This is a genomic window from Cupriavidus sp. NPDC089707, assembly GCF_044748965.1.
Taxonomy (GTDB): domain Bacteria; phylum Pseudomonadota; class Gammaproteobacteria; order Burkholderiales; family Burkholderiaceae; genus Cupriavidus.
In genome coordinates this window covers 218,970-244,925 of record NZ_JBIVHB010000002.1, presented here as the reverse complement: position 1 = coordinate 244,925, position 25,956 = coordinate 218,970, and the positions used below count along the sequence as shown (strand labels likewise).

At 68.8% G+C, this 25,956-nt stretch carries 24 protein-coding genes; 7 read left to right on the top strand and 17 right to left on the bottom strand.

All coding sequences use genetic code 11. From position 1 onward, the window contains the following. The first annotated feature begins 70 nt into the window (after positions 1-70). The gene (locus ACIP1U_RS04480; RefSeq protein WP_400312257.1) at positions 71-1,048 is read left to right on the top strand and encodes a Bug family tripartite tricarboxylate transporter substrate binding protein; all 978 of its coding nucleotides are present in this window, start codon (positions 71-73) and stop codon (positions 1,046-1,048) included. 24 nt (positions 1,049-1,072) lie between these two features. Here the strand turns inward: ACIP1U_RS04480 and ACIP1U_RS04475 are convergent, their stop codons facing one another. Continuing rightward, on the bottom strand, positions 1,073-2,050 hold the full coding sequence (locus tag ACIP1U_RS04475) for a LysR family transcriptional regulator (protein ID WP_400312255.1): 978 nt from the start codon (positions 2,048-2,050) through the stop codon (positions 1,073-1,075). Positions 2,051-2,150: 100 nt separating this feature from the next. On the opposite strand from ACIP1U_RS04475, the gene ACIP1U_RS04470 reads away from it, so the two are divergent. Continuing rightward, positions 2,151-2,930 carry an enoyl-CoA hydratase/isomerase family protein gene (locus ACIP1U_RS04470; protein ID WP_400312253.1) on the top strand — a complete coding sequence of 260 codons (780 nt, stop codon included), beginning with the start codon at positions 2,151-2,153 and terminating at the stop codon, positions 2,928-2,930. Positions 2,931-3,021: 91 nt separating this feature from the next. Further along, positions 3,022-4,224: a CaiB/BaiF CoA transferase family protein gene (locus ACIP1U_RS04465; protein WP_400312819.1), complete on the top strand. Its 1,203-nt coding sequence runs from the start codon at positions 3,022-3,024 to the stop codon at positions 4,222-4,224. Positions 4,225-4,293: 69 nt separating this feature from the next. Here ACIP1U_RS04465 and ACIP1U_RS04460 read toward each other — a convergent pair whose 3' ends face one another. Then, positions 4,294-5,262 (bottom strand): LysR family transcriptional regulator, encoded by a 969-nt coding sequence (locus ACIP1U_RS04460; RefSeq protein ID WP_400312251.1) that lies wholly within the window; start codon positions 5,260-5,262, stop codon positions 4,294-4,296. A 90-nt stretch (positions 5,263-5,352) separates the two neighbouring features. Here ACIP1U_RS04460 and ACIP1U_RS04455 point away from each other — a divergent pair, with 90 nt between their 5' ends. Together ACIP1U_RS04455 and ACIP1U_RS04450 are read left to right on the top strand one after the other, a co-directional pair. After that, a complete protein-coding gene (locus ACIP1U_RS04455; RefSeq protein ID WP_400312249.1) occupies positions 5,353-6,366 on the top strand; it encodes a tripartite tricarboxylate transporter substrate-binding protein in 1,014 nt (337 codons plus the stop codon). Positions 6,367-6,374: 8 nt separating this feature from the next. Then, positions 6,375-7,487, top strand: a complete 1,113-nt coding sequence (locus ACIP1U_RS04450) for a CoA transferase (RefSeq protein ID WP_400312247.1) — start codon at positions 6,375-6,377, stop codon at positions 7,485-7,487. A 34-nt stretch (positions 7,488-7,521) separates the two neighbouring features. On the opposite strand, the gene ACIP1U_RS04445 is transcribed toward ACIP1U_RS04450, so the two are convergent. Both ACIP1U_RS04445 and ACIP1U_RS04440 read right to left on the bottom strand, forming a co-directional pair. Then, positions 7,522-8,424 (bottom strand): aldose epimerase, encoded by a 903-nt coding sequence (locus ACIP1U_RS04445; protein WP_400312817.1) that lies wholly within the window; start codon positions 8,422-8,424, stop codon positions 7,522-7,524. A 68-nt stretch (positions 8,425-8,492) separates the two neighbouring features. Then, a complete protein-coding gene (locus tag ACIP1U_RS04440; RefSeq protein WP_400312245.1) occupies positions 8,493-9,707 on the bottom strand; it encodes a polyhydroxyalkanoate depolymerase in 1,215 nt (404 codons plus the stop codon). Positions 9,708-9,938: 231 nt separating this feature from the next. Between ACIP1U_RS04440 and ACIP1U_RS04435 the strand changes: the two genes are divergently transcribed. Then, complete coding sequence (locus tag ACIP1U_RS04435; RefSeq protein ID WP_400312243.1) at positions 9,939-10,592, top strand: glutathione S-transferase family protein; 654 nt, start codon at positions 9,939-9,941, stop codon at positions 10,590-10,592. Positions 10,593-10,607: 15 nt separating this feature from the next. Here the strand turns inward: ACIP1U_RS04435 and ACIP1U_RS04430 are convergent, their stop codons facing one another. Together ACIP1U_RS04430 and ubiD are read right to left on the bottom strand one after the other, a co-directional pair. Then, a complete protein-coding gene (locus tag ACIP1U_RS04430) occupies positions 10,608-12,632 on the bottom strand; it encodes an acetoacetate--CoA ligase (RefSeq protein WP_400312241.1) in 2,025 nt (674 codons plus the stop codon). A gap of 120 nt (positions 12,633-12,752) precedes the next feature. Further along, entirely contained in the window at positions 12,753-14,282 is a 1,530-nt protein-coding gene (ubiD, locus tag ACIP1U_RS04425; protein ID WP_400312239.1) for a 4-hydroxy-3-polyprenylbenzoate decarboxylase, read from the bottom strand. 668 nt (positions 14,283-14,950) lie between these two features. Here ubiD and ACIP1U_RS04420 point away from each other — a divergent pair. Next, positions 14,951-16,021: a transglycosylase SLT domain-containing protein gene (locus ACIP1U_RS04420; RefSeq protein ID WP_400312238.1), complete on the top strand. Its 1,071-nt coding sequence runs from the start codon at positions 14,951-14,953 to the stop codon at positions 16,019-16,021. A gap of 72 nt (positions 16,022-16,093) precedes the next feature. On the opposite strand, the gene ACIP1U_RS04415 is transcribed toward ACIP1U_RS04420, so the two are convergent. From ACIP1U_RS04415 to ACIP1U_RS04365, 11 genes are all read right to left on the bottom strand, one after another. Beyond that, entirely contained in the window at positions 16,094-17,275 is a 1,182-nt protein-coding gene (locus ACIP1U_RS04415) for a pyridoxal phosphate-dependent aminotransferase (RefSeq protein ID WP_400312236.1), read from the bottom strand. A 128-nt stretch (positions 17,276-17,403) separates the two neighbouring features. After that, a complete protein-coding gene (nusB, locus tag ACIP1U_RS04410; protein ID WP_400312234.1) occupies positions 17,404-17,943 on the bottom strand; it encodes a transcription antitermination factor NusB in 540 nt (179 codons plus the stop codon). Then, on the bottom strand, positions 17,936-18,433 hold the full coding sequence (gene ribH / locus ACIP1U_RS04405; protein WP_400312232.1) for a 6,7-dimethyl-8-ribityllumazine synthase: 498 nt from the start codon (positions 18,431-18,433) through the stop codon (positions 17,936-17,938). The genes nusB and ribH overlap by 8 nt, the downstream gene beginning before the upstream one ends. A gap of 69 nt (positions 18,434-18,502) precedes the next feature. Beyond that, on the bottom strand, positions 18,503-19,612 hold the full coding sequence (gene ribBA / locus ACIP1U_RS04400; RefSeq protein WP_400312230.1) for a bifunctional 3,4-dihydroxy-2-butanone-4-phosphate synthase/GTP cyclohydrolase II: 1,110 nt from the start codon (positions 19,610-19,612) through the stop codon (positions 18,503-18,505). Between the two features lie 232 nt (positions 19,613-19,844). Further along, on the bottom strand, positions 19,845-20,465 hold the full coding sequence (locus ACIP1U_RS04395; RefSeq protein WP_400312228.1) for a riboflavin synthase: 621 nt from the start codon (positions 20,463-20,465) through the stop codon (positions 19,845-19,847). 38 nt (positions 20,466-20,503) lie between these two features. Continuing rightward, entirely contained in the window at positions 20,504-21,619 is a 1,116-nt protein-coding gene (gene ribD, locus ACIP1U_RS04390) for a bifunctional diaminohydroxyphosphoribosylaminopyrimidine deaminase/5-amino-6-(5-phosphoribosylamino)uracil reductase RibD (RefSeq protein ID WP_400312226.1), read from the bottom strand. A gap of 62 nt (positions 21,620-21,681) precedes the next feature. Then, positions 21,682-22,218 carry a GspH/FimT family pseudopilin gene (locus tag ACIP1U_RS04385; protein ID WP_400312224.1) on the bottom strand — a complete coding sequence of 179 codons (537 nt, stop codon included), beginning with the start codon at positions 22,216-22,218 and terminating at the stop codon, positions 21,682-21,684. A gap of 1 nt (position 22,219) precedes the next feature. Beyond that, entirely contained in the window at positions 22,220-22,654 is a 435-nt protein-coding gene (locus ACIP1U_RS04380; RefSeq protein WP_400312222.1) for a type IV pilin protein, read from the bottom strand. Beyond that, positions 22,651-24,468 (bottom strand): pilus assembly protein PilY, encoded by a 1,818-nt coding sequence (locus ACIP1U_RS04375; RefSeq protein WP_400312220.1) that lies wholly within the window; start codon positions 24,466-24,468, stop codon positions 22,651-22,653. The genes ACIP1U_RS04380 and ACIP1U_RS04375 overlap by 4 nt, the downstream gene beginning before the upstream one ends. Next, a complete protein-coding gene (locus tag ACIP1U_RS04370) occupies positions 24,465-25,040 on the bottom strand; it encodes a hypothetical protein (RefSeq protein ID WP_400312218.1) in 576 nt (191 codons plus the stop codon). The genes ACIP1U_RS04375 and ACIP1U_RS04370 overlap by 4 nt, the downstream gene beginning before the upstream one ends. Next, complete coding sequence (locus ACIP1U_RS04365; RefSeq protein WP_400312216.1) at positions 25,034-25,936, bottom strand: PilW family protein; 903 nt, start codon at positions 25,934-25,936, stop codon at positions 25,034-25,036. The genes ACIP1U_RS04370 and ACIP1U_RS04365 overlap by 7 nt, the downstream gene beginning before the upstream one ends. Positions 25,937-25,956 lie beyond the last annotated feature (20 nt).

The following is a 25,956-nucleotide window of genomic DNA, read 5'->3' as shown; positions in this document are numbered from 1 at the left end:
GGCTTCGAAGCATGGCGCATGGGGCGGCCGCCGCCCCATGCCAACAGACAAGACAGAGAGAGGAGACAGTATGAGCATGCGACGATTGATTGCCTTGCTGACCAGCGTTTCGCTGTGCGTCGGCGCCACGGCTGCCCTGGCCGAGTCGGCCGGCGAGTTCCCATCGCGCCCGATCAGGATTCTGGTGCCGTTTACTGCTGGCAGCGGTTCCGATTCATCGGCGCGCTATTACGGCGAAGCGCTTGGCCGCCTGCTGCGCCAGCCCGTCGTCGTGGAGAACCGCCCGGGCGCCAACGGCGTCATCGCCATCCAGGCGCTCAAGAGCGCGCCGGCCGACGGCTACACGATGCTGCTGGCGAGCAACTCGCCGATGTCGGTCAATCCGCTGGTGCTGAAGAACCTGCCGTACGACCCCGTGAAGGACCTGCGCCCGGTGTCCGGCATCAGCCGCAACATGAACGTATTCATTGTCGCGGTCGATTCGCCGATCAAGTCGCTGTCGGACGTGGTCAGTAACGCCAGGGGCAAGGACAAGTCGCTGAGCGTCGGCACCTACTCGGCCGGCTATCAGCTTGCCGCCGCGTGGTTCGCCAACCTGGCGGGGCTGAATTTCGTCAACATCCCGTACAAGGGCCAGGCGCAGATCATGACGGATGTCATGGGGCGCCAGCTCGACCTTGCGCTGGTGGATACCAGCGGCGCGCTGACGCTGATCCGCGAGGGCAAGCTGCGCGCGCTGGCCGTGTCGGGCGAAGCGCGCCACCGCGAGCTGCCCGACGTGCCGACCGTGCGCGAGCTTGGCTATCCCGAGTACAGGCAGTACAGCTGGGTGTCGTTCTACGTGCGCGCCGGAACGCCGGACGCGATCACCGACAAGCTCGCCAGGGCGATGCAGCAGATCCTGAAGACGCCCGAGTCGACGGCCTTCCTCGATACCAAGGGCAGCGATGTGATGGCCTACCCGCCGCAGCAGATGCACGCCTTCCACCTGGCCGAGATCGAGCGCTTCCGTAAGGTGGCCAAGGGGGCCGGCATCAAGCCCGAGTAAGGGAAAGGGCGGCGTCAGGGTGCGCTACGGCGCTACCTGCCGCGCGGCCGACACCAGCATGGAGCGCAGCAGCGACACGAAGGGATGGGCATGGACATTGTTGTGCCAGCACAGGTGCACGGGCAGGGTAAGCGCAGCATCGTCGATCGGCACGAAGCGCACGCCCGGGTGCCGGCACAGCACCGGCGTCAGGAAGCGCGGCACCATTGCGTAAAGGTCTGTGCCCGCGATGGTGTCCGGCACGGACAGGTAGCTGGTCAGCGTGGTGGCGACCTGGCGCTGCAGGCCATGCGCGGCAAAGAACCGGTCCATCATGCGCGACACCACGCCGAACTGCGACAGGTCGAGGCTGGGCAGTGCGGCCAGCGTGACTGCGTCCGGACGGTCGAGGATGGCGGCATTGCCGGCGTCGCACAGGCAGCCGAACGGCGCGTCGAACAGCAGTTCGGAACGCAGTTGCTCGAACTGCACCGGGTAGAAGGCAACCATCACGTCGATCTGGCCGCTGGCCAGCGCGCTGACACCGCTTGGCATCGGTACCGGGTGCAGGCGCACCCGGGCGCGCGGCGCGACACGGCGCAGCTCGGCCAGCAGCGACGGCACCAGCAATGCCTGCAGCGAGTCATTCATGCCGATCGCGTAGGCGCCGGTTTCCTGCGCGGGATCGTAAGCCGCGGTGCGCGAATAGACGCTGTCGATCAGCCGCAGTGCTTGTTCGAGCAAGGGCCGCAGTTCCTGCGCGCGCCGCGTGGGAACCATCTTGAGCGCGCTCTTGATCAGCAGCGGATCGCCGAACTGGTCGCGCAGCCGCTCGAGCACGCGGCTGGTGGCCGGCTGGCTGCTATCCAGCCGGCGCGCCGCGGCGCTGACGCTGTTGGATTCGAGCAGTGCGGCCAGCACGACCAGCAGGTTCAGGTCTTTGTGCCGCAGCTCGGCCAGCGGCAGTTTGCGCGCGTCGCCGGCGGCTGCCGCGCTGGTGTCGGGGGTGTCTCCTCGCTGCATCGTTGCTTTGCTGTATGTATATCAAATCAAGCATAACGCATTATTCATTGGCAGGCGCGCCGGCTTTCGCCCGGCGATGCCAGGACTCAGGAGGCCAGCGATGAACACCGTTTCAATTCCTGCTGACGCCGTGCGCGTTTCAAGACGTGGCGACGTGGCCCAGGTCACGCTCTGCAGGCCACCGCACAACCATATCGATATCGATGCCGTGACGGCGCTGGCCGAGGCGCTCGAAGCCCTCGACCGCGACGACCAGTGCCGTGCCGTCGTGCTCGCGGCGGAGGGCAAGTCATTCTGCGCGGGCGCTGACCTGGCTGCGCGCGAGCCCGGCGTCAAGCGCGACCCGTCGCCGTTCTATCGCCAGGCGATGCGGCTGTTCCGTACCGCCAAGCCGATCGTGGCAGCCGTGCACGGCGCGGCGATCGGGGCGGGCGTCGGCCTTGCACTGGTGGCCGATTTCCGCGTCACTTGCCCGGAGGCGCGCTTCTCGGTCAACTTCAACCGGCTGGGCTTCCATCCCGGGTTCGGCCTGAGCCTGACGCTGCCGCGGCTGATCGGAGAGCAGCGCGCCGCGCAGCTGTTCTACACGGGACGGCGCATCGACGGCGAGACCGCGGTCCACGTGGGCCTGGCCGACGAGCTGGCCGATGCCGGGCAGGTGGTCGCGCGTGCCTGGGCGCTGGCCGAGGAGATCGCCGCCTCCGCGCCGCTCGCCGTGGAAAGCACGCGTGCCACATTGCGCGCAGGGCTGGCCGATCGCATCGAGGCTGCCAACCGGCACGAGCTTGCGGTGCAGTTGCAGCAGTTTCCCACCGAGGATTTCCGCGAGGGCGTCAAGGCCATGGCGGAACGCCGCTTGCCAAATTTCCAGCGCCGTTGAGCGGTGCTGCCAGGTCGAATCCGCAGGAGCAGATGTGAAGTCAGTGGCAGATGTGAAGACAGTCGATAAGCAGCCGGACGCCAAGGCCGGCATGACGCAAGGTACGGTGCATGGTCCGTTGCACGGCATCAGGGTGCTCGACCTGTCATCGGTCGTGCTGGGCCCGATGGGCACGCAGGTGCTGGCTGACATGGGCGCCGATGTGATCAAGATCGAATCGCCCGAGGGAGACCTGATGCGCAGCAACGGCGTGGTCGAGCACGCCGGCATGAGTTCGATCTACCTGGCGCTGAACCGCAACAAGCGCTCGGTCGTGCTCGACCTGAAGACTGCCGAGGGTGTCGAGGCGCTGATGCAGCTGGCGTCCCAGGTTGACGTGTTTGTCCACAACATGCGCATCGGCGCGATCGAGCGGCTCGGGCTCGGCTACGAGGCTGTGGCGCGCGTGAATCCATCGATCGTCTATTGCGCGGCGACCGGCTTCGGACAGGAAGGCCCGGACCGCGACAAGCCCGCCTTCGACGACATCATCCAGGCCGCGTCGGGCCTGGTCGGCGCGGGCCTCGCGGCCGGCCACGAGCCGGACTACCTGCCAAGCCTGATCGCCGACAAGACCACGGGCCTCGTGGTGGCAAACGCGGTGCTGGGGGCGCTGGTCTATCGCGGGCAGTGCGGCGTCGGCCAGTATGTCGAGGTGCCGATGCTCGAGACGATGGCCGCATTCGTGCTGACCGAACACATGGGCGGCATGATGTTCGCGTCGTCGCAGGCGAAGGCTGGCTATGCGCGGCTGCTCGAGGGCGGCCGCAAGCCGCTGCGTACCCGGGACGGCTGGGCGAGCATCCTGCCTTACACGGAGCGGCACTGGAAGGCGTTCTTCCGCGAGGTGGGCCGCGAGGATCTTGCCGACAGGTACGACATCGCCGACCGCCGCGAGCGCAACCGGCATATCCGCGAGCTGTACGCCCATATGACCGAAATCGTGCCCGGGCGGACGACTGCCGAATGGATGGCGCTGTGCGCGCGCCTCGATATTCCGGCCACGCCGATCTACCGGCTCGAGGACCTCCCGCGCCATCCGCATCTCGACGCGGTGGGCCTGTTCGATGAGTCCGAGCACCCGGTGGTCGGGCGCGTCCGCCAGGTGCGGCCCACCACGCGCTTCGCGCGCACGCCGACCTCGATCCGCCGCCACGCGCCGTCGCTTGGCGAAAACACCGAGGAGGTGCTGCGCGAGGCGGGCATCGTGCCAGAGCGGATCGCTGCGCTGATGCGCAGCGTGCCTGTGCCCTGAGGTTGCGACACGCCGCGTCATCCCCGGGGCGGCATGGCTGGCGATGGCGATGCAACTACCGTGAGCCGTTCAGCGGTGCCGCGTGCGTGCCCCCACCCGCCCATCCTCCCCCACCACCGCCTCCAACGCCTTCTTCAACACCGCCACCGCCGGCGGCATCGCCACCTCCGCCGGCGTGATAAACACCAGCCGCCCCGACGCGAACGGCGTGCGCAGCCGTACTTCCTGCACGTTCGACATCGCCTTGTAGGCGGCCAGTGCGCTGGACGGCGCGACGGTCAGGAAGCCGCTGGCGGCGGCCATGGCCAGGTTGCTGTGGAACGAGGACGATTCGATGTGCGGTACCGGCGGCAACTGGCCGCTATCGAGGAAGGGCTGCTCGAACACATCGCGCGTATGGGTGCCACGCGGCGGCAGGATCCATGGCTGGTCCAGCAGGTCTGCCAGGGCCACCTGGCGGCGCCGCGCCAGCGGGTGCCCGGCCGCACACACGACCGCCAGATATTCATCGCGCAGCGCGGTGATGCGCACCTGCGCCTTGAGCGTGTCGGCCTCTTCCTTCTGCAGCCGGCCCACGATGCAGTCGAGTTCGCCATTGCACAGCAGCGCGGTCAGGCCGCCGACGGTGTGTTCGCGTACCGCCAGCCGCGGCAGCGTGCCCTGGCCGCGCAGCAGGGCCACCACGCGGGGCAGCACGTCGACGCCGACCAGCGGCAGCATGCCGAGCCGTACCAGCGGCACTTCAGGGCGTGCCTGCAGCGCCTCGCCGGCGGCATCGATCGCCCCCAGCACCACGCGCAGCCGTTCGAGCGCGCGCTCGCCCGCCGCGGTCAGCCGGCCGCCGCGCGTGGTGCGCTCGACCAGCTTGCAGCCGAAGGCGTGCTCCAGCTCCTGCAGCATCTTGGTGACGGCGGGCTGGCTGATGTGCAGTGCTTCGCCGGCAGCGGTCAGCGAGCCGCTGCGCGCGACCAGGTCGAGCAGGCGCAGGTGGCGGATGCGCAGGCGGTCGATGCGATTGGAGGAGGGCGTGTCCGTCATAACAAATCGTGATGGCTTCATCAAGACTGGATAATTGTTTCGAATGAGGCGCGGCGGGACAATCCGGTCAAACCATGGAGGAGACCTGCGATGCAAGCCACCACCGGCAAGCGCGCCCATGCGCGCCGCCTGTTGCTGAAGTCCTTGCTGGCGCTGCCGGCTGCCGCCGTGCTGGGGAGTCCGCCTGCCGCCCTGGCGGCGGATGCCTACCCGAACCGGCCGATCCGCCTGGTCGTGCCGTACGCCGCGGGCGGCGGCCCGGACATCCAGACCCGCAAGCTGGCCGAGGTGCTGGCACGCGAGCTGGGCCAGCCCATCGTGGTGGAGAACCGCGTCGGCGCCGGCGGCATCCTGGCGGCCGAGTTCCTGGCGCAGCAGCCGGCCGACGGCTACACGCTGATGCTGGGGGCGTCCACCCATGTCACGCAGAAGTTGCTGCAGTCGAGTGCGAAGTTCGATCCGGTGAAGTTCACGCACGTCATCCGCATCGGCGTCAGCCCGGCGGTGCTGCTGGTCAGCGCCAGTTCGCCATATCGCACCGTGGCGGACCTGGTGGCCGCGGCGCGGCGCGCGCCGGGGGCGCTGAACTACGCCTCGGGCGGAATCGGCTCGGCGGCGCACGTGTCGGGGGCGGCGTTCGCGGCGGCCGCGGGCATTGACGCGGTGCACGTGCCGTACAAGGGCTCGGTCGAGATCGTGCCGTCGCTGATCAAGGGCGACACGCAATTCGGCTTCCCGGTGGCGACCACCGCCATCCCGCAGATCGCCAGCGGCAAGGTGCGCGCGCTGGCAGTGGCCTCGGCCAGCCGGTCCGCAGCGCTGCCCGACGTGCCCACGCTGAATGAAACGCTGGGCCGCAAGGACCTCGACCTGGATTCCTGGAGCGGGGTGTGGGCGCCGCCCAACCTGCCCCGGCCGATCGTCGCGCAACTGCACGCCGCCATCCTGAAGGCGCTGGCGGACCCCGGCCTGCGTCGCCTCTACACCGAGATGGGCGCGGTGATCGCGCCCACGCCGACGCCGGAAGCGTTCTCGCGGCTGGTGGCCGACGAGACCGCGCGCATCCGCCAGGTCATCGCCAGGAACCGCATCACCATCGAATGAGCCAACACATGACCCTTACCTCGCAATCGGGCTTTGCGCCGCTGGCCGGCGTCAGCGTGCTGGACTTCTCGCACGTGATCGCCGGGCCGTTCGCCACCTTCCTGCTGTCGCAGCTGGGCGCGCACGTCACCAAGGTCGAGAACGCCGGCGGCGGCGACGTGATGCGCCGCGCTGGCCGTGGCCATGCCGCCTTTGTCGCGCTCAACGCGGGCAAGTCGTCGCTGGCGCTGGACTTGTCCGATGCGGCGGGGCGCGAGCATGCGCTCGATCTGGCCAGCCGCTGCGACGTCTTTGTCGACAACCTGCGGCCGGGCGTGCTGGAGCGTTTCGGGCTGGGCTACGAGGCAGTGCGCGCGCGCAATCCGCGCGTGGTCTACTGCAGCATCTCGGGGTTTGGCCGTGGCGCGGCGGCATGGCATGGCCGGCCGGCGTACGATCATGTGGTGCAGGCCGCCACCGGCATGGCCTGGATGGGCGGCAGCGAAGGCGATCCGCCGATGAAGACCGGCTTCCCGGTGATCGATGCCGCGACCGGCATGCTGGCGGCCTTCGCCATCCTGGCCGGCGTGCGCGAGAGCGAGCGCAGCGGGCGCGGCATGCTGCTCGATGTGTCGATGGCCACGGCCGGCATGCAGCTGATGTACCCCATGACGTGCGATGCCATGACCACCGGCACGGTGCCGGTGCGGCAGGGCAACCAGGGCTACTCGGGGAGCCCGTCGGCGGACTTCTTCCGCACGCGGGACGGCTGGCTCGCGATCGGCGCGAATACGCCCCGGCAGTTGCTGGCGCTGCTGGAGGTGCTCGGCCTTGGCGCCCTGGCCCACGATCCTGCCTTGTTCGAGGCGCCGCTCGATGCCGGCGCGTTGCCGGCCTTCGTGCGCTCGCTGGACCCGGCCGCGCTCAAGCGCGCCATTGCCGCGGCGGTCGATGCCGGTAGTGCCGAGGCGCTGGAAGCCCGCCTGAGCGCGCAGGGCATCCCGGCGGCCAGGCTGCGCAATATTGCCGAGTTCGCGGCGGAGTCGATGGCCAACGGCAGCCTGGCGCCGGTAAAACTGGAGGAGGGCGAGACCGCGGTGCTGTCACCGGGCCTGGGCTTCCGGGTGTACCAGCCAGCCTGATGCAGCGGCGGCGGGGCCGGCGCCGGTCAGGCTGTCAGGCCGTCAGCCGTAGCCGGCACACCGCGCTTTCCGCCTGGCCCGGCTCGAGCCAGCGCAAGCCGTGGCCGTGGTGGATGGCATCCGGCAGTCCCACCCATGGCTCCACGCAGTAGAAGTCCGAGGTCTCGCTTTCGGACCAAGTCGTCACGGCATGCCATGGCGCGCTGCCGGGCAGGCCGAGCTCGAACACGACGGTGCGCGCCGGCATCGCCAGCGTGGCGGCGGCGCCGCTGCGGAAGACGTGGAAGGTGTCCTGCAGGCGCGGATCGTCGAGCCGGTAAGCCGATTCGCCCGCTTCGGCGGGCCCCGGCCTGCCGTCGGGCAGCTGGCGCACGCGGTCGGCGTGCGCCAGCGTCAGCGTGGTGGCCGCGCGTTGCGTGTGCGGCAGCGCGAAATAGAAATGGTGGCCGGGATAGCACGGCAGGCGCCGGTCGCCGGTATTGGTGGTGCGCAGCGTGACTTCCAGCCCGTCGGGCAGCAGCGCATACCTGGCATCGAAGACGAAGGCATACGGGTAGCCGGGCCGGGTCGCCTCGCTGTCGCGCAGCGTCATCGTGATGGCGTTCGCGGCGTCGTTCGCGGTGACGTCGAACGGCAGGTCGCGCACGAAGCCATGCTGCGCCAGTGCATGCACGGCCCCTTGCGGATCGCGCCATTGCCCGGGCGTGCCATCGACGAAATGCCTGCCGATAAACGGGAACAGCAGCGGGTTGCCGCCGCGCACCCTGGCCGGCCGGCTCCAGTCGGCGTGGTCGGGCCAGTAGAGGATGTCCTGGCCGCGGTGCACCCAGCGCACGAGGCGCCCGCCGTGTCGCGGGGCGAGCAGCAGGTAGGTGTCGGCAGAGCCGACGCGGACCAGCGGCTGGCCCTGGAAGTCTTGGGTCGGAGGCATTGGCATGGAGGTCATGGCGGCGCGCCGGTGCGTGTGGCCCCCGATGATAAGCCAGCGCACTGCCGGCAGTGGACTTAGCTACTCGTGTAGATGGTATTGCGCACCAGCGGGTACACCTGCGTCTCCCACCGCTTGCCGTTGAACACCCCGTAGTGCCCGACCCCGGTCTGCACGTGATGCATGCGCATGTAAGGCCGCAGGTTCGGGCAGAGGTCCTGCGCGGCCATGGTCTGGCCGATGGCGCAGATGTCGTCGCGCTCGCCCTCGACCGTGAGCAGCGCGGTGCGGCGGATGGCGCGCGTGCACACGCGGCGTCCGGCGACGTCGAGCAGCCCCTGCGCCAGCAGGAAGCGCTGGAATACCAGGCTGACGGTTTCCAGGTAGAACTCCGCCGTCAGGTCCATGGTGGCGAAGTATTCGATATAGAAATCGCGGATGGCGTCGGCCTTGTCGTGCTCACCGCGCTCGCGATACGCATAGAGTTCGCGCCACGCCTGCTCATGGCGCTCCAGGTTCATGATCATGAACGCCAGCAACTGCACATGGCCAGGGTAGACGCGCCGCATGCCGCCGGCAAAGCGCAGCGGCACCATGCCGATCAGCGTACGCTCGAACCAGTCGATCGGCTGGCTGGTGGCCAGTTCGTTGACCCTGGTCGGGTTGACGCGCGCGTCGATCGGGCCAGCCATCAACGTCAGGCTGGGCGGCTGGGCGGGATCGCCGTCCTCGGCCATGATGGCCGCCGCCGCCAGTGCGGCAACGGTAGGCTGGCACACCGCCACCACGTGCGTGCCGCCGCCGAGCGCCTGCAGGAAGTGAATCAGGTGCTGCACGAATTCATCAAAGCCGAAGCGCCCGGCCACCAGCGGGATATCGCGCGGATTGTGCCAGTCGGTGATATAGACGTCGTGGTCGGCCAGCATGGTCTGCGCGGTGCCGCGCAACAGCGTGGCAAAGTGGCCGGACATCGGCGCCACCAGCAGCACGCGCGGCTGGCCGCCGATGCCGTGGCGGCGGAAGTGCAGCAGCGAGCAGAACGGCGTGCGCAGCACCACTTCCTCGGTGACCGGCACCGGCTGGCCGGCGACCATCGCGCTGTCGATGCCGAAGGCCGGACGATGGTGCGTCAGGCGCCCGAGCGCGACGATCTCGCACGCGGCGCGCAGCGTGCGTACGGTATCGAAGCCGCTCGCCCTGGGATGGGCGGCCAGCGTTGCCGCGGCCAGTTCCGCCAGCGTGCATGCCGGCAGTATGATGTCCGCGTAGGTCTGGTACGCGTGGTACAGCATGGCTGGGCCCCCGTGGTTCTGGTGTCCCCATGCCGCAATATACATGCCATTGGCGCGCGCCTGGCATGCGCTTTGCGCGATGCCACGCGCATGACAGCGCTGCATGCGTAAAGTTGTGCAAGCTGCGCCCGCCGTACCGGCGGGGCATCGTCTCATGATGGGGGCCGGGGCGCAGGCATCAGACTGGTGCCGCGCGAGTGCACCGTCCAAGTGCGCCGCTAAGGAGGCGTGATGAGCAAGACCACACTCACCATCAGCAGCAAGACCTATTCGTCCTGGTCGCTGCGCGGCTGGCTGCTGGCGCGTTTTGCCGGCCTGGAGTTCGAGGAAGTCCTGGTCCCGCCGGACGACGCTGCCGCCCGGGCCGAAATCCTGCTGCTGTCGCCGTCGATCCTGGTGCCGTGCCTGCGCCACCAGGGCGTGACGGTATGGGACACGCTTGCCATCGCCGAATACCTGAACGAGATCCGTCCCAAGGCCGGCCTGCTGCCCGAGGACCGCGCCGCGCGCGCGCATTGCCGCGCCATCTGCGGCGAGATGCACTCCGGGTTTGCGGCGATGCGCTCGGCGCTGCCGATGAACCTGAAGGGCAATTTCCCGGGGATGAAGGTGTGGTCGCGCGCCCAGGCGGACATCGACCGCATCACGGCGATCTGGACCGAGTGCCTGACGCGCTACGGCGGGCCCTACCTGTTCGGCACGCGCACCATGGCCGATGCCATGTACGCGCCGGTGGTGACCCGTTTTGTCACCTACGGCGTGATGCTCGATCCCGAGCCGGTGGCCTACTGCAAGCAGATCCTGGCGATGCCGGAACTGCAGGAGTGGATCGCGGCGGCGCGCGCGGAACCCGACGAGATCAGTGAACTGGACGTCGAGTTCTAGCGGCCGCCGCCGCGCCTATGCCGAGGCGGACTCGGCTTGCCGCGCCTGCAGGAAACGCGCGGCGTAGTCGAAGTACCAGTCCAGCGTGTCCGGGTTGGCCATGGCATCGCGGTTGGCGATGCTGGCCGGCGCATGGCCGAGCAGCAACTTCTTGATCGGCACTTCCATCTTCTTGCCCGACAGCGTGCGCGGCACGCCCGGCACCTGCACGATTTCGTTGGGCACGTGGCGCGACGAGAGTGCTTCGCGGATGCGCGCGCGCAGGGTGTCGCGCAAGGCGTCGTCCAGCACCAGCCCTTCGCGCAGCACCACGAACAGCGGCATGTAGGATTCGCGGCCCAGGTATTCCAGGTCGACCACCATGCTGTCGAGCACTTCCGGCAGGTCTTCCACCACGCGGTACAGCTCGCTGGTGCCCATGCGGATGCCGTGGCGGTTGATGGTGGCGTCCGAACGCCCGTAGATCACCGCGCCGCCGCGCGGTGTGATCCTGATCCAGTCGCCGTGCCGCCAGGCGCCGGGATAGGTGTCGAAATAGCTGTCGCGGTAGCGCTTGCCGTCGGCATCGCCCCACAGGAAGAGCGGCATCGACGGCATTGGCTCGGTGCAGACCAGCTCGCCGACCTGGTCAACCAGCGCCTGCCCGTTGTCGTCGAATGCCTGCACCTTGGCGCCCAGGCAGCGACACTGCATCTCGCCCGAATAGACCGGCAGCAGCGGGCAGCCCGCCACGAACGAGCCGGCGAAGTCGGTGCCGCCAGACATCGGCACCAGCCAGATGTCTTCGCGCACATGGCGGTAGATCCAGTCGTAGGCCTCCACCGGCAGCGGCGAGCCGGTCGAGCCCAGGCCGCGCAGCCGCGACAGGTCGGCGATGCGCGCCGGCTCGATGCCCGCCTTCATGCAGTTGGTGAAGAATGCCGCGCCGGCCCCGAACATCGTCACGCCGGCATCGTCGACAAAGCGCCACAGCACGCCGGCATCGGGCCAGGCCGGGTTTCCGTCATAGAGCGCGATGGTCGTGCCGAGCAGCAGCCCGGCGACCTGCGCGTTCCACATGATCCAGCCGCTGCTGCTGTACCAGTGGAAGACGTCGTCCGGGCCGAGGTTGTTGTGGAACGCCATCAGCTTGAGCTGCTCGATGACGATGCCGCCGTGGCCATGCACGATCGGCTTGGGCATGCCGGTGGTGCCGGAGGAATAGACGATCCACAGCGGATGGTCGAATGGCACCGGCTCGATTGCCAGCGGCACGTCGTGCGCGAGCACGTCAGGCCATGCGTGGATGCGTACGCCGGAAAGCGCCGGTACGTTGGCGCCGGCTTGCGGCACCAGCACGAGGTCGGTCAGCGAGGGCAGGGCGGATACCAGGTCCGCCAGCACCGGCCCGCGGTCGTAGACCTTGCCGCCGTAGCGGTAGCCGTCGACGGCGATCAGCACCTTCGGCGCGATCTGGCGGAAGCGGTCGATCACCGCCACCTGGCCCATGTCGGGCGCACAGCCGGACCAGACCGCGCCCAGGCTGGCGGTGGCCAGGAAGGCGACGATGGTGGCGGGGATATTGGGCAGGTAGCCGGCGACGCGGTCGCCACGCTGCACGCCCATCTGGCGCAGCGCATACGCCAGCGAGGCGACCTGCGCTTCGAGCCCCGCCCAGCTCATTTCCGCCAGGGGTTGCGCCTCGCCCGCGTAACGGATGGCGGTGCGCTCGCGGGCCGCGCCCGTGCCGGCGTGACGGAACACCTGCTGCACATAGTTCAGCGTGGCGCCCTCGAACCAGCGCGCGCCCGGCATGGCGCGCCGGTCCAGCACCCGCGCCGCGGGCGTGTCGAAGCGGACATCGAAATAGGCGCGCACCGCGTCCCAGAAGGCTTCCAGCTCGGTGACAGACCACTGCCAAAGGCTGTCGTAGTCATCAAAGGCGAGGCCGCGCTCGGCGCGCAGCCAGCGCATGAAGGCGGCAATCTGGCTGCTGTCGCGGAACGCCTCGGACGGCGTCCACATCAGGTTCCCTTCGGCGAGAGGGGCAGTGCTGCTCATGTCTCCTCCTTGGACCCGTCTGTCGCGGGCATCGGATGGTGGGCGATGGGATCCCGGGCGCCTGTGGCGGCACCCGGGCATCAGGCTGACATGATAGCCGGGGATGGGGGCGGGTGCCGGTCAGGCCTTTGCGGGGCGATCGAACAGGCTTTCCCACATGGCGTCGACCCTGGCCTTGATCGCCGCGTCCATGGAGATCGGCGTACCCCATTCGCGCGTGGTCTCGCCGGGCCACTTGTCGGTGGCGTCGATACCCATCTTGGAACCCAGGCCCGACACCGGCGAGGCGAAGTCCAGGTAGTCGATCGGCGTGTTGTCGACCAGCACCGTGTCGCGGCTGGGATCGACGCGCGTGGTGATGGCCCAGATCACTTCCTTCCAGTCGCGCACGTCGACATCGTCGTCCACCACGACAATGAACTTCGTATACATGAACTGGCGCAGGAAACTCCATACCCCGAACATCACGCGCTTGGCATGGCCAGCGTACTGCTTCTTCATCCGCACCAGCGCCATGCGGTAGCTGCAACCTTCCGGCGGCAGGTAGAAGTCGGTGATTTCCGGGAACTGCTTCTGCAGCAGCGGCACGAACACCTCGTTCAGTGCCACGCCCAGCACGGCGGGCTCGTCGGGCGGCTTGCCGGTGTAGGTGGAGTGGTAGATCGGGTCGCGCCGCATGGTGATGCGGTCGATGGTGAACACCGGGAACCAGTCCTGCTCGTTGTAGTAGCCGGTGTGGTCGCCGAACGGGCCTTCCAGCGCATGCTGGTAGCCGGACGGGTGGTTCGGGTCTGGCTGGATATGGCCTTCCAGCACGATCTCGGCCGACGCCGGCACGCTCAGCTCGGACAGGCTCGGTGTCACGCAGCCGGCCAGCGCGGTGCGGCTGCCGCGCAGCAGGCCGGCGAACTGGTACTCGGACAGCGTATCGGGCACCGGCGTCACCGCGCCCAGGATGGTGGCGGGGTCGGCGCCCAGCGCCACTGCGATCGGGAACGGCTTGCCGGGGTTGGCCAGCGCATGCTCGCGGAAGTCGAGGGCGCCGCCGCGGTGCGCCAGCCAGCGCATGATGACCTGGTTGCGGCCGATCACCTGCTGGCGGTAGATGCCCAGGTTCTGACGCTTCTTGTGCGGGCCCTTGGTGACGACCAGGCCCCAGGTGATCAGCGGCGCGGCGTCGCCGGGCCAGCAGGTCTGGATCGGCAGGCGCGCCAGGTCGACGTCGTTGCCTTCCCAAACCACCTCCTGGCAGGCCGGACTGCTGACGCGCTTTGGTGCCATATCCCACACAGATTTGGCGAGCGTAAACAGCTTGCCCGCTTCGCGCAGTCCGCGCGGCGGCTCAGGTTCCTTCAGGGCTGACAGCACGCGGCCGATGTCGCGCAGGTCTTCCATCGATTCGGCGCCCATGCCAAGTGCGACCCTGTGTGTCGTACCGAACAGATTGGCCAGTACCGGGACGCTATAGATACCGTCACCGGCCCCCGCGCCGGCGGGCCGCTCGAACAGCACGGCGGGTCCGCCGGCACGCAGCAGCCGGTCGCAGACCTCGGTCATTTCCAGGTTGGGCGAGACCGGGCGGGAAACGCGGCGAAGTTCGCCCATCTGCACAAGCTGGCCGATAAAGTCGCGCAAGTCTTTGTATTGCATAGTGAATTCGATTGTTGTGCGGGCCGTGTGCGGCCGGCTCAAGGCGGCATCCAAGTCGGTGACGATACACATACACCGGCGCCCCGGCAAAAAAATAAGCAAACCGGGGTGGGGGAAATTGTAAGTTTTTTGTCGCCGCAGGCGTGGCGTCAAGGCCGACGAGGCTAGGCCAGGACTACGTTTGCAGGTCCACGAGTGATGTGGACACGACAAGATAAGACTTGTTACAAATAACTAAAAGTAGTGTGAATCGTTATTCTTATTCTTGACGAGGTATAACACCGTTCCTACAATCCGGTCTTGCTGATGGAGTGTTGCGTCGCAACATAGATTTCACCCTTGTGTCAAGGGGTGCACATAGAAAAAAGTGCGGGGGATCGCACGATTCGCTCCATTCAGATCGAACCGAGGTTACCGGCCCGATGCAATAGCGGGCCGAGGCGGTTGCCTCCGGCAGGGAGCCGGAGCGTTTTGCGGTTGTCGAGATTAGTCGTGGCAGGGTGGGCTCCCCCAGGGTCGACCCTGTTTCCAGTTGGGCGCATGGGGAGCGCCTGCCAACAGATGCTTGGCTGTCACTGCTAGACGGCGCGGCATCCTTACTTGAGTACGTTGAGATCGGGCGTATGCCGCAGTCTGGCATGCGAAGCGGGCAACGGATGGAGGTAAGCATGAGCGGTTGGAAAACCCTTCATCTTCCCGGTATCGGACGCGCCTTGCAGGTTCGCTTCCGACAGCCGGTACCCGGAGTGAGTCGGGCGTTGCAGGTCCGTCTCGCGCATCCGGTCGCGGGCCGCGCCTTGCGTGGTGGCCGCACAACGCTGAAGTACGCGCTGAACAGCCTTGGCGTGGTGGCGGTCGTTTCGGCCGTGTCGCTGTGGCTGAGCCAGGAATGGCGCACCACGCTGGCGGCACTGCTGGCGGGCGACCAGGCACCGGCGGTGCTGGTCGCCGCCGCCATGCCGACGGCGGAAGCCACGCCAGCCGTGGCCAGTGCAGCCGTGCCGGCCCTGTCGGCCGACGCCGCTGCCGCTCGGCTGGCACGCGGCAAGGGCGGCCTGCCGACGGTTTCCGGCGTGGACGAATGGGGCCTGGCGGCGAACGCCAAGGTGCCGTCGGTCGCACACCTGGCCGAGCGGATCCCGGTCACGCGCGTGGCGGCGGACGCCCGCAACAGCGCCACGCTCGGCACCGCGCGCGAGCAGGCGGCCGTGGCCGACTACATCGCCCGCAAGTACCGCGTGGCGGCGCAGGCCACCGCGCAATTGGTCAAGGCAGCCTATCTGACCGGCCGCGAGGTCGGCATCGACCCGCTGCTGATCCTGGGCGTGATCGCGATCGAGTCGAGCTTCAACCCATACGCCGAGAGTGGCATGGGCGCGCAGGGCCTGATGCAGGTCATGACCAAGGTCCACCAGGACAAGTACGAGGCCGTTGGCGGCGTCGCCGCGGCGCTGAACCCGTACGCCAATATCAAGATCGGCGCGCTGGTGCTGAAGGACTGCATCGCCCGTGCCGGCTCGCTCGAGGGCGGCCTGAAGTACTACGTCGGCGCCACCACGGCGACCGACGGCGGCTACGGCGCCAAGGTGCTGGCCGAGCGTGCCCGCCTGCGCCAGCTGATCGGGGTGCGCGCGGCGCCGGCCGATAGCGGCAAGGCCGGTGGCAACAGTAAGGCACCGGCGGAGCATGTCGCACCGACCGAGAAGCTGGAAGCCAGCAACGGCTCGAACAACGCCTGAGGCTTGCGACTGGGCATTATAGAAAAAGCACCCCGCGGGGTGCTTTTTCTTTGCCTGGCGCCTCTGGGTGCCTCAGCGGAACAGCTTGGCCAGCCGGGTCATTGCTTCCTCGATGTTCTCGCGCGAGGTCGCATAGGAGATGCGGATGTAGTCGCTGGCGGTATGCGGTCCGAAGTCCTGTCCCGGCACCATTACCACGCCCGCGTCGTGCAGCATTGCCTGCGTCAGCCGGTCGGCGTCGCCGGCGGCCGGGTGGTTGACGCCGCGGCAGTCGGCATAGACGTAGAAGGCGCCGTCCGGGCGCACCGGCACGCGCAGGCCCAGCGCCTCCAGCGCCGGCACGATCAGGTCGCGGCGGCGGCGGAATTCGGCCTTGCGCTCGTCGTAGATCGCCAGTGCCTCGGGGGTGAAGCAGGCGAGCGCCGCGTACTGTGCCACGGCGGAGGCGCAGATAAAGAGGTTCTGGGCGACCTTTTCGAATGCCTCGACCAGCGCATCCGGCACCACCAGCCAGCCCAGCCGCCAGCCGGTCATATTGAAGTACTTGGAGAAGCTGTTCACCGTGACCACGTTGTCGTCCAGGCTCAGCGCCGAGACCGGCGCCGCATCGTAAGACAGGCCCTGGTAGATCTCGTCGACGATGGCGAAGCCGTTGCGTGCGCGCACTGCCTGCAGGATGCGGCCGAGTTCGTCGGGCAGGATCGAGGTGCCGGTCGGGTTGGACGGCGTGGCCAGCAGCACGCCGCGGGTCTGCGCGTTCCAGTTGGCCTCGACCTGTGCGGCGGTGAGCTGGAAGCGCTCGGCCGGGCCGCTCGGGATCATGCGCGCTGCGCCGTCGAAAGCGGCGACGAAGTGGCGGTTGCAAGGGTAGCTGGGATCGGGCATCAGCACCTCGGCGCCGATCTCGACCAGCACCGCACACGCCAGTAGCAGCGCGCCGGAAGCGCCCGCCGTGACGATCACGCGCCGCGCCGGGATGTCCAGGCCGTAGGCCGTCTTGTAATAGCCCGCGATGGCCTCGCGCAGCGGATGGATGCCCAGCGCGCCAGTGTATTGCGTGACGCCGCGGCGCATCGCCGCCTCGGCCGCGCGCACCACCGGCTCGGCGGCGGTGAAGTCCGGCTCGCCGATGCCCATGTGGACGATATGGCGGCCGGCGCGCTCGAGTTCGGCGGCCTGCTTGGCCAGTTCCATGACATGGAAGGCATTGATGTTGGCGACGCGGGCGGCGGTGGCAAGACGTTGCATGTCCATGGCGATGGGGAGTGGCGGGCGGGGCCCGTTCAGAAAAAAGGATAGGTAAGAACGAAAACACCCGCCGCGGCGGGTGTTTCGTCAGGTCCGGGCGCCGGCACTTGCACCGGCTCCGGCGCGTGCCTGGCTCAGCGGCGCGCCGCGACCTCGGTCGCGCGCACCTGCGCGGCGAGCTTGTCCAGCACGCCGTTGACGTACTTGTAGCCTTCGACGCCGCCAAAGGTCTTGGTCAGTTCGACTGCTTCGTTGATCACGACCTTGTACGGGATGTCGATGCAGTGCACCAGCTCGTAGCTGCCGACCAGCAGCGCGGCGCGCTCCACCGGCGACAGCTCGTCCACGGTGCGGTCCAGGAACGGCTCGAACGCGGCGGTCAGGCGGGCCTCTTCACGCACGGCGCCATTGAGCAGCGCGTCGAAGTGCTCGCGGTCGGCCTTGTTGAAGCCTTGCGCGTCATGCAGGTGAGCCTGGATCGCGCCGATGTCGTTGCGGTTCAGCAGCCACTGGTACAGGCCCTGCAGCGCCAGCTCGCGCGAGCGGCGGCGTGCGCTCTTGGGCGGTGCCTTGGCTTCGGTGCGGGCCGCGGGCTTGTTGCCGGCGTTGTTGCTGGCGGACTTGCCGCCGTAATTGCCGCCCGCATTGTCGGGGGCGTTGGACGTATCACTCATCATCGTCCTCATCGTCTTCCTGGCCGCGCAGCGAGTCCAGCGCGTCGACCAGGTTGGCCATCTCCACCGCGGCGCGGGCGCAGTCGCGGCCCTTTTCGCGGGTGCGGGAATGGGCCTGCTCGTCAGTATCGACGGTCAGGATGCCGTTGGCGACCGGCACGTTGAAATCCAGGCCGACGCGGGTGATGCCAGCGCCGGATTCGTTCGAGACCAGCTCGAAGTGGTAGGTCTCGCCGCGCACCACGGCGCCGAGCGCGACCAGCGCGTCGAACTGGCCGCTCTCGGCCATCTTCTGCAGTGCCAGCGGCACTTCCAGCGCGCCGGGGACGGTCACCACCAGGGTGTCCTCGCCTTCGACGCCGAGCTTTTCCAGCTCGGCCACGCAGGCTTCGAGCAGTTCGGCGCAGACCGGCTCGTTGAAGCGGGCCTGCACGATGCCGATACGCAGGCCTTCACCGTCGAGGTTGCTGGGGTAGAAGCCGTGATCCATTGTTCAGTTCTCCAGTTTTCGGGGCGGCCGTGGCGGCATGGCGCCGCGGCCGGGGTATTTGGGGGAAGCTTAGTCGGCCTGGCCACTCATGGGCTGGTAGCCGGTCACTTCCAGGTCGAAGCCGGTCATGCTGGGCATGCGCTGCCTGGTGGCCAGCACGCGCATCTTGCCGACGCCGACATCCTTCAGGATCTGCGCGCCCATGCCGTAGGTGCGCAGGTCCGGCTTGCGGCGGGGGCGGGTTTGCGGGGCGTCCAGCGCGGTGAACTGCGTGAACAGCTGCTCGACGGTGTCGCCGCAGTTCAACAGCACGATCACGCCGCTGTCGGCCTGGTCGATGGCCTGCATCGCTGCCGGGATGCTCCACGAGTGCGTCGTCGACTTCACTTCCAGAAGGTCCAGTACCGAGAAAGGCTCGTGCACGCGCACCAGCGTTTCCTTGTCCGGTGTCGGCGTGCCGCGCACCAGTGCCAGGTGGGCCTGGCCAGTCGGCTTGTCGCGGTAGGCGATGCTGTGGAAGGTGCCGTACGGCGTCTGCATGGCGCGTTCACCCACGCGCTCGATAATGCTCTCGGTGCGGCTGCGGTAGTGGATCAGGTCGGCAATGGTGCCGATCTTCAGGTCGTGTTCCTGGGCGAATTCGATCAGGTCGGGCAGGCGCGCCATGGTGCCGTCGTCCTTCATGATCTCGCAGATCACGGCGGCCGGCGTCAGGCCGGCCAGGGCGCCCAGGTCGCAACCGGCCTCGGTATGGCCGGCGCGGATCAGCACGCCGCCGGGCTGGGCCGTCAGCGGGAAGATGTGGCCGGGCTGGACCAGGTCGGCGGGCCTGGCGTCGCGGGCCACCGCGGCCTGCACGGTGCGGGCGCGGTCGGCGGCCGAGATGCCGGTGGTCACGCCTTCGGCGGCCTCGATCGACACCGTGAAGTTGGTGCCGTGCTGGGTGCCGTTGCGGGTGACCATGGGATGCAGGTCCAGCTGGCGGCAGCGCTCGGCGGTCAGCGTCAGGCAGATCAGGCCGCGGCCGTGCTTGGCCATGAAGTTGATCGCTTCCGGAGTGACGAAGTCGGCGGCCAGCACCAGGTCGCCTTCATTCTCGCGGTCTTCCTCGTCAACAAGGATGACCATGCGGCCGGCACGGATGTCGGCAATGATGTCTTCGGTACGGGCGATTGTCATGGCGTGCAGGACGGCAAATTGAGGCGAAACGAGCGAAATGCCGCGAATAAGGCGGACGGGAACGGTGGCCGCGTCGGAAGGCGGCCGGACTGAGGCGGGGCGTCGGGCCGGGCCCGCAGGGCATATACGCCCGGCAGGATGCCCAGTCAAGCCCGGTATTGTACGCCAAGGCAGGCGGTGCGGGCGGCCGCGCCGCGGGAAAGTGCGGCGGCGCGGGCCTACTTGCCGGGGCCTACTTGCCGGTGTCAGCGGTCGACAGCATCCGCTCCACGTAGCGCGCGATCAGGTCGATTTCCAGGTTCACGCGGGCGCCGGGCTTAAGCTCCTGCAGCGTGGTGACCTCGACCGTGTGCGGGATCAGGTTGATCGAGAACACGCAGCCGTCGGCTTCGTCGCTGACGCGGTTGACCGTCAGCGAGACGCCGTTGACCACCACCGAGCCCTTGTAGGCCAGGTACCGGGCCAGCTCGCGCGGCGCGCGGATGCGCAGTTCATGCGATTCGCCGACGGGCGCGAAATGCACCACGTCGCCCAGCCCGTCGACATGCCCGGAGACCAGATGGCCGCCGAGGCGATCGGCCAGCCGCAGCGCCTTCTCCAGGTTGACGCGGCCGGCGCGCTCCAGGCCGACGGTCTTGTCGAGCGATTCGCGCGAGACCTCGACGTCGAAGCTGTCCGCATCCATGGCGATCACCGTCATGCACGCGCCCTGGATCGCGATGCTGTCGCCGATGATCACATCGGACAGGTCCAGGCCGCCAGCGGCGATATGCAGGCGCACGCCGGCATCGGCGGCACCCAGCGGGGTTACGGTTTCAATGCGGCCGACGGCCGCGACAATGCCTGTGAACATGGTGGTGTCTTCTGTCTTCGTCAATCTGGGTTTGCCGGTCAGGCGTCGTTGCGGCGCGCGATCAGCCGCAGATCGTCGCCGATCTGCCGGACTTCATGCCAGCGGAACTGCGCGGCATCCTGCAGCCGCGCCAGCGGCGGCAGGTTGAACATGCCCTGCGCGTCGCCGAGCAGCTTGGGCGCCAGGTAGATCAGCAGCTCGTCGGCGCAGTGTTCGCGCACCAGCGAGCCATTGAGCTTGAAGCCCGCTTCGACGTGCAATTCGTTGATGCCGCGCCGGCCAAGTTCCTGCAGCATCCGGGGCAGCTCGACCTTGCCGTGCGGGTTGGGCAGGACCACCACTTCGGCGCCGCGCGCTTCCAGCGCCCGCTGGCGTTCGCGGTCGTCCACGGCGCAGAACACCAGCACCGGCTTGGCGAACTCGCCGGCGTCCGGGGTCAGGATCTTAGCGTCGAGCGGCACTTCCAGCCGCGAATCGACCAGGACCCGCTGCGGCTGGCGTGGGGTGGCAAGCGCGCGTACAGTCAGCGCCGGGTCGTCGTCGCGGACCGTGCCGATGCCGGTCAGGATCGCGCAGGCGCGTGCGCGCCAGGCATGGCCGTCGTCGCGCGCCGCCTGGCTGGTGATCCACTGGCTGGTGCCGTCATGCAGCGCGGTGCCGCCGTCCATCGACGCCGCCACCTTGACCCGCACCCACGGCAGCCCGCGCGTCATGCGCGACACGAAGCCGATGTTGAGATCGCGCGCTTCCTTTTCCAGCAGGCCGCAGCGCACGTCGATGCCGGCATCGCGCAGCCGCTGCAGGCCACGTCCGGAGACCGAGGGGTTGGGGTCTTCCATTGCCGCCACCACCCGCGCCACGCCGGCGCGCACCAGCGCATCGGCGCATGGGGGCGTGCGGCCGAAGTGGCTGCACGGCTCGAGCGTGACGTAGGCGGTGGCACCGTCCGGATCCAGTCCGCGCGACAGCGCGTCTTTCATCGCCTGGATTTCGGCATGGTCCTGTCCGGCCGGCTGGGTATAACCCTGGCCGATGACCTGGCCGTCCTTGACCAGCACGCAGCCGACGCGCGGATTGGGCGTGGTGTTGAACATGCCCCGCGCGGCGAGCGCGAGAGCCTGTTGCATGGCGGCGTGGTCGGTATCGGAAAACATGGCGCCTGTAGCTCGTGGCCGGTTTGCTGTGGATGGGAGAAGAGTCTGTCCGGGTTCCAGGGTTACGGCGGCTCGGGGCCGTCCGCCGCGTCGCAATCGCTGTCGCGGCCCGGCGTGCAGAGCCGGATGCGGCCTTGGGCGCCAAGGCGCACCTGGCGCTGCGCGCCGCGGCAGCTGAGCGCGAAGGTGACGGCCTGGAAGCCGCCTTGTTCAGACCGAGAGTATCCCACAGCTGTGAATCGCACCGTATGGCTGTCGCGGCCGGTCTGCCGCAGCGTCACGCGCAGGCAGGGCGTGGCGGGCTCGACCACCGCCAGCGGCGTCGTGTCCTGGCCGGACCCGGCCACCAGTTGCCAGCCGCGGTCCAGTTCGGGCTGCCCGGCCAGTGGCTGCAACGTCACTTCGACGCGGCGCGCCATGGCGATGGAGCGTGCCAGCGCCAACGACGTGGCAAGCCGGTCGGCGGCCTGATCCACCGCCTGGCGCGCCAGCAGTTCGCTGAAGGATGGCCAGGCCGTGGCGGCCAGCACCGACAAGATGGACAGGCAGGCCAGCAGCTCGGCCAGGCTCAGGCCGGCGCAGCGAGAAACGGGGGGCATCTCAGCAATCGGCCGGCAGCGGACCCGGCCGTTCCACGTTGTCAGGCCACGACAGCCACTGGCCGGTGCTGCGCAGGATCAGCACGCCGCACTGCCGATCCGGCTGGCTCGGCGTGGCGCGCAGTTCCACGCAGGTATCCAGGCTTGCCGCAGGACAGGGCGTCGGCGAAATGACATGGCGTGCCAGGCCGGCAGCGGGTACCGGGCGCGGCCAGTCGCCGGCAACGGTATCGTCGCCGGGCTGAACGGCAAAACTCATGGCTTGTGCGGCGTGCCGTTCCAGCTCCAGCAATGCGGCGGCCAGCTCCGCGCGTGCCTGGGCGCGCCAGCCGCGCCGAAGATGCTCGTGCCAGGTGGGCACGGCAAGAGAGGCCAGCAGGGCTGAGATCACTACCACGACCATCAGCTCGACCAGGGAAAAGCCGCCTGACCTCATGGCGCGGTCTCCTTTGCCGGACCGGTCAGTTCGCGCCATGCCAGGCGCCCGGTGCGGCGGCTTGCCACCACGTGTGCCAGGCGCGTGGCTACGCCGTCCTTCAATGCCCATGACGCCACCGCCTGGACCTCGCGGCCGGCGCTGCCGGCCTGGGGTGCCGTCCCCGGCAAGGGTTCGCGAGTGAGGATCGGCGCGCTTGCGTCGGCGGTGCCGCTGACTTGTCCCGTGACAAAGGGAAGCAGTGGGGCACCGTCCGCATTGCGGCCGACCGACTCGCCACTGGCTGCCAGCACCAGGTAGGTCCGTTGCCGGCCATCCGGCAGCCGGGTCACGAAGACAAGATAGCCTGGCGAGGCCAGGCTGACGTGCTCGACCAGTTCGCCCGCATCGGGCAGGACAAGGTGCCAACCCACCGTTTGCCCCGACGGGTTCGTGCCCGGCATGGCCTGGAGCACAAAGCCGTCGCCCTGCGCCCGCGCTTCGATACTGGCGGGCTGGCCGGCGGCATGGCTGCCATCTGCCACGGCTGCCAATTCGTTGCCGGCCCCATAGACCACGAGCGGTTGTGCTGGCGTGCCGAGCACCACCGGCGACGCCGGCTCTACGACGCCGGGCCCGCTGCGCAAGCGGTGCAGGCAGGTGGCTGGCGGTGCGGTCTGCCGCAAGACATCGCCCAGCGCAAAGCGCCATAGCTGGCCCGCGTCATCGGTGGCGTAGGCGGCCAGCGCCGTGCCGTCGAACGCCGTCGCCACCGTCACGGTGCGCAGCGCGGCCGTGGCCAACTTGCCGTCGCACCCTTGTGCGGCCACGCGCAGCATTCGCCATGGCGCCGCTGGCGTGTCGAGCGGCAGCAGGGCGAGGCCGGGCTCGGCAGGCGGTGCCAGCAGTGCGACGGCATGCCAGCGTTGTGCGTGGCCGTCGCCCAGTGCGGCTGCGCGAACCGGGCCAGTGCCGGCAAGCGGCGATTCCGCCGTGGCTGCGTGCTCCCACAACAACCGCAATGGTGGCGCGGCGTCTGGTTCGGTGATGTCGAGCGCAAACACCCCGGCGATGTCCTCCGGTCCGCCGCGGAACGCGCACAGCAGCAGCGTGCGCCAGACACCGCCGACGACGGCGTCGGTGCTTTCCGGCCGTGGGCACGGATTGGGCGCGACCGGCGCCTTGGGGTCGGCCATGGCGGCGGCAAGCGGCAGCAGCGTGCGCGGCAGGTAGGCGGCACGCTCCTCGCCGGTGATCGCATCGAAGCCGTGCAGCTGGCCGTCAACGGTGCCGATCCATGCCAGGTGTGGCCGCTGTGCGTACCGCACGCGGAAGGATGCATGGCCAGGCTGCCCCGGCTGCCAGGCCGGCGGTGCGACCACCAGCACGTGAGCGCCGCGCGCGCTGGCCAGCCGCGTGTCGCGCGGGCGCAGTGCGGGATTGGCGTTGTCGCCGCGCAGCCACGCCAGTTGCTGGGTGTCCAGGCGCTCGCGCATGGCCTCGTCCAGTTCGGGCCACTGAAGCGCCGCCAGCCGCTCCGGCTGGGGTATGGCGGCCTGCAGCGAGGTGTAGATCCTGCGCGATGCGGGTTGCCTGGCATCCAGCAAGGCTCCCGCTTCCCACAGACCCGACAATGGCTGACGATCATCGTCAGTTGCTAGCAGCGACGCCTGCCAGCCGACCGCGCGCAACCGCCCGGTCCAGGGCCTGGCGCCGGGTTCGATCAGGTAGGCGACCGGGAGGCGGCCTGCGGTGCGGTCATTGCCGGCCGGAATCGCGAGCGCGGGGATCAGTGCGAGCACGCATGCAAGCAGGAGAGCGGCGCGTGCGTTCATGGCTGTATCACGCTCTGCACGACGGCCCGTACCGCGGGCGTACGGCCGAAGCCGACTGCGGTGATGCGCAGCCGCGGCAGGGCAGGCCTGCCTTCGTCGATCAAGGGGCCGTCGTCAAGCAGTTCGGCAACGTAACGCGCCGCGGTGTGCGACCCCGCAACGGCTTCGGGCACGAAAGCTTCCGGCACGCCGGCAGAGGTGCTCACCGGCACGCCAATCGCCAGGCCTGTTGCCGAGCCATCCAGCCACGGCTGCCATACCGGCGTCCGTGCGTTCGCGGTGTTGCACAGCCATGCCTGCGCGCCGCCGCTGCATTGACCTGCGGCGGGCCACTGGTCCAGGCGGTCGCCCTGGCTGCCGGTAGCGGCGAGCACTTCGGCTTCCGCCTCGAGCAGCGCCGCTTCGGCTGCCCGGAACGCGATCTCGCGGTCGCGGCCGGCGACCGCCAGCTGTCGGCCTGCCAGCAGCATCTGCAGTATCGCCGCCGCGGTGGCGGAGACCAGCAGCAGCATCGTCGCCGCGAACAGCAGCGTGATGCCGCCAGCCTGCGTCATGGTGTGGTGCCTCAACATAGTGTCTCCTCGCAGCGCGGGGCATTGCGCAAGCGGACCGTCGTGGCGAACACGCGGCGGTTGGCGCGCTTCGTGTCGACCGGCGCAGCCTGCAGGTCGGCCAGTGCGTCGTCAGCGCGTGCCACGCCGGCAGCGCCGCCGGCAGCACCGCGTTGCTCGCCCTGCAGGGCGAGCGCGATCTGCACTGCCAGCACGCGATGCCATGCCTGCGCTCCCATTGCCTGGATCCGTGCGGCGGGCAGGAACGCGTCGGGCTGCCCGTCGCCATCGATGTCTACCCCGTAGCGCAGCTGCAGCGATGCCACGCCACGGACCAGTGCGCCGGAAGTCCAGCCGTGCCCGTCGACCTGGCCGTTGTGACGAGACGGGTACCGGCACAGCAGTTGCGGCTCGCCGTCCACCGCGGCGGCGATGTAGAGCAGGTTTGCCGCGACAAAATCCGTGGCGCTTTCGGCCCCGGCTACGCGTGCTGCCAGCGGATAGCCGCTGCAATCGAGCATCGTCTCGTCGGGCTGGCTCGGATCGCCGGGCTGCCCCTGGCCACTGAACCGCACTAGCAGGGCGTCGCTTTGCGCGACGCCGCGGCGAGCGCATGTCGGCATCTCGGCGATGCCCGGCTGCCCGCAGTCGTCGGCGCCGCTGACTGCGGGCGGCACTGCCGCATCCAGTGGGCCTGGATGCCAGCCGGCCTGGCGCAGCACTGCGGCCAGGATGGCGAGCGCGCGTTGGCCGCGCTCTTCCAGCAGCACGCGCTCCGCTGCGCTGCGGTAGGCGGACAGTGCCACCTGCCACGCCGCCGCGGCGACGGCGGCTACGATCAGCCCGAGCGCCAGGCCGACCATGGCTTCGGTCAGCGAAAAGCCAGAGGCATTGCGGCGCATCGGAAGCGTTCTCATGGCAACCCCGCACCGACGCT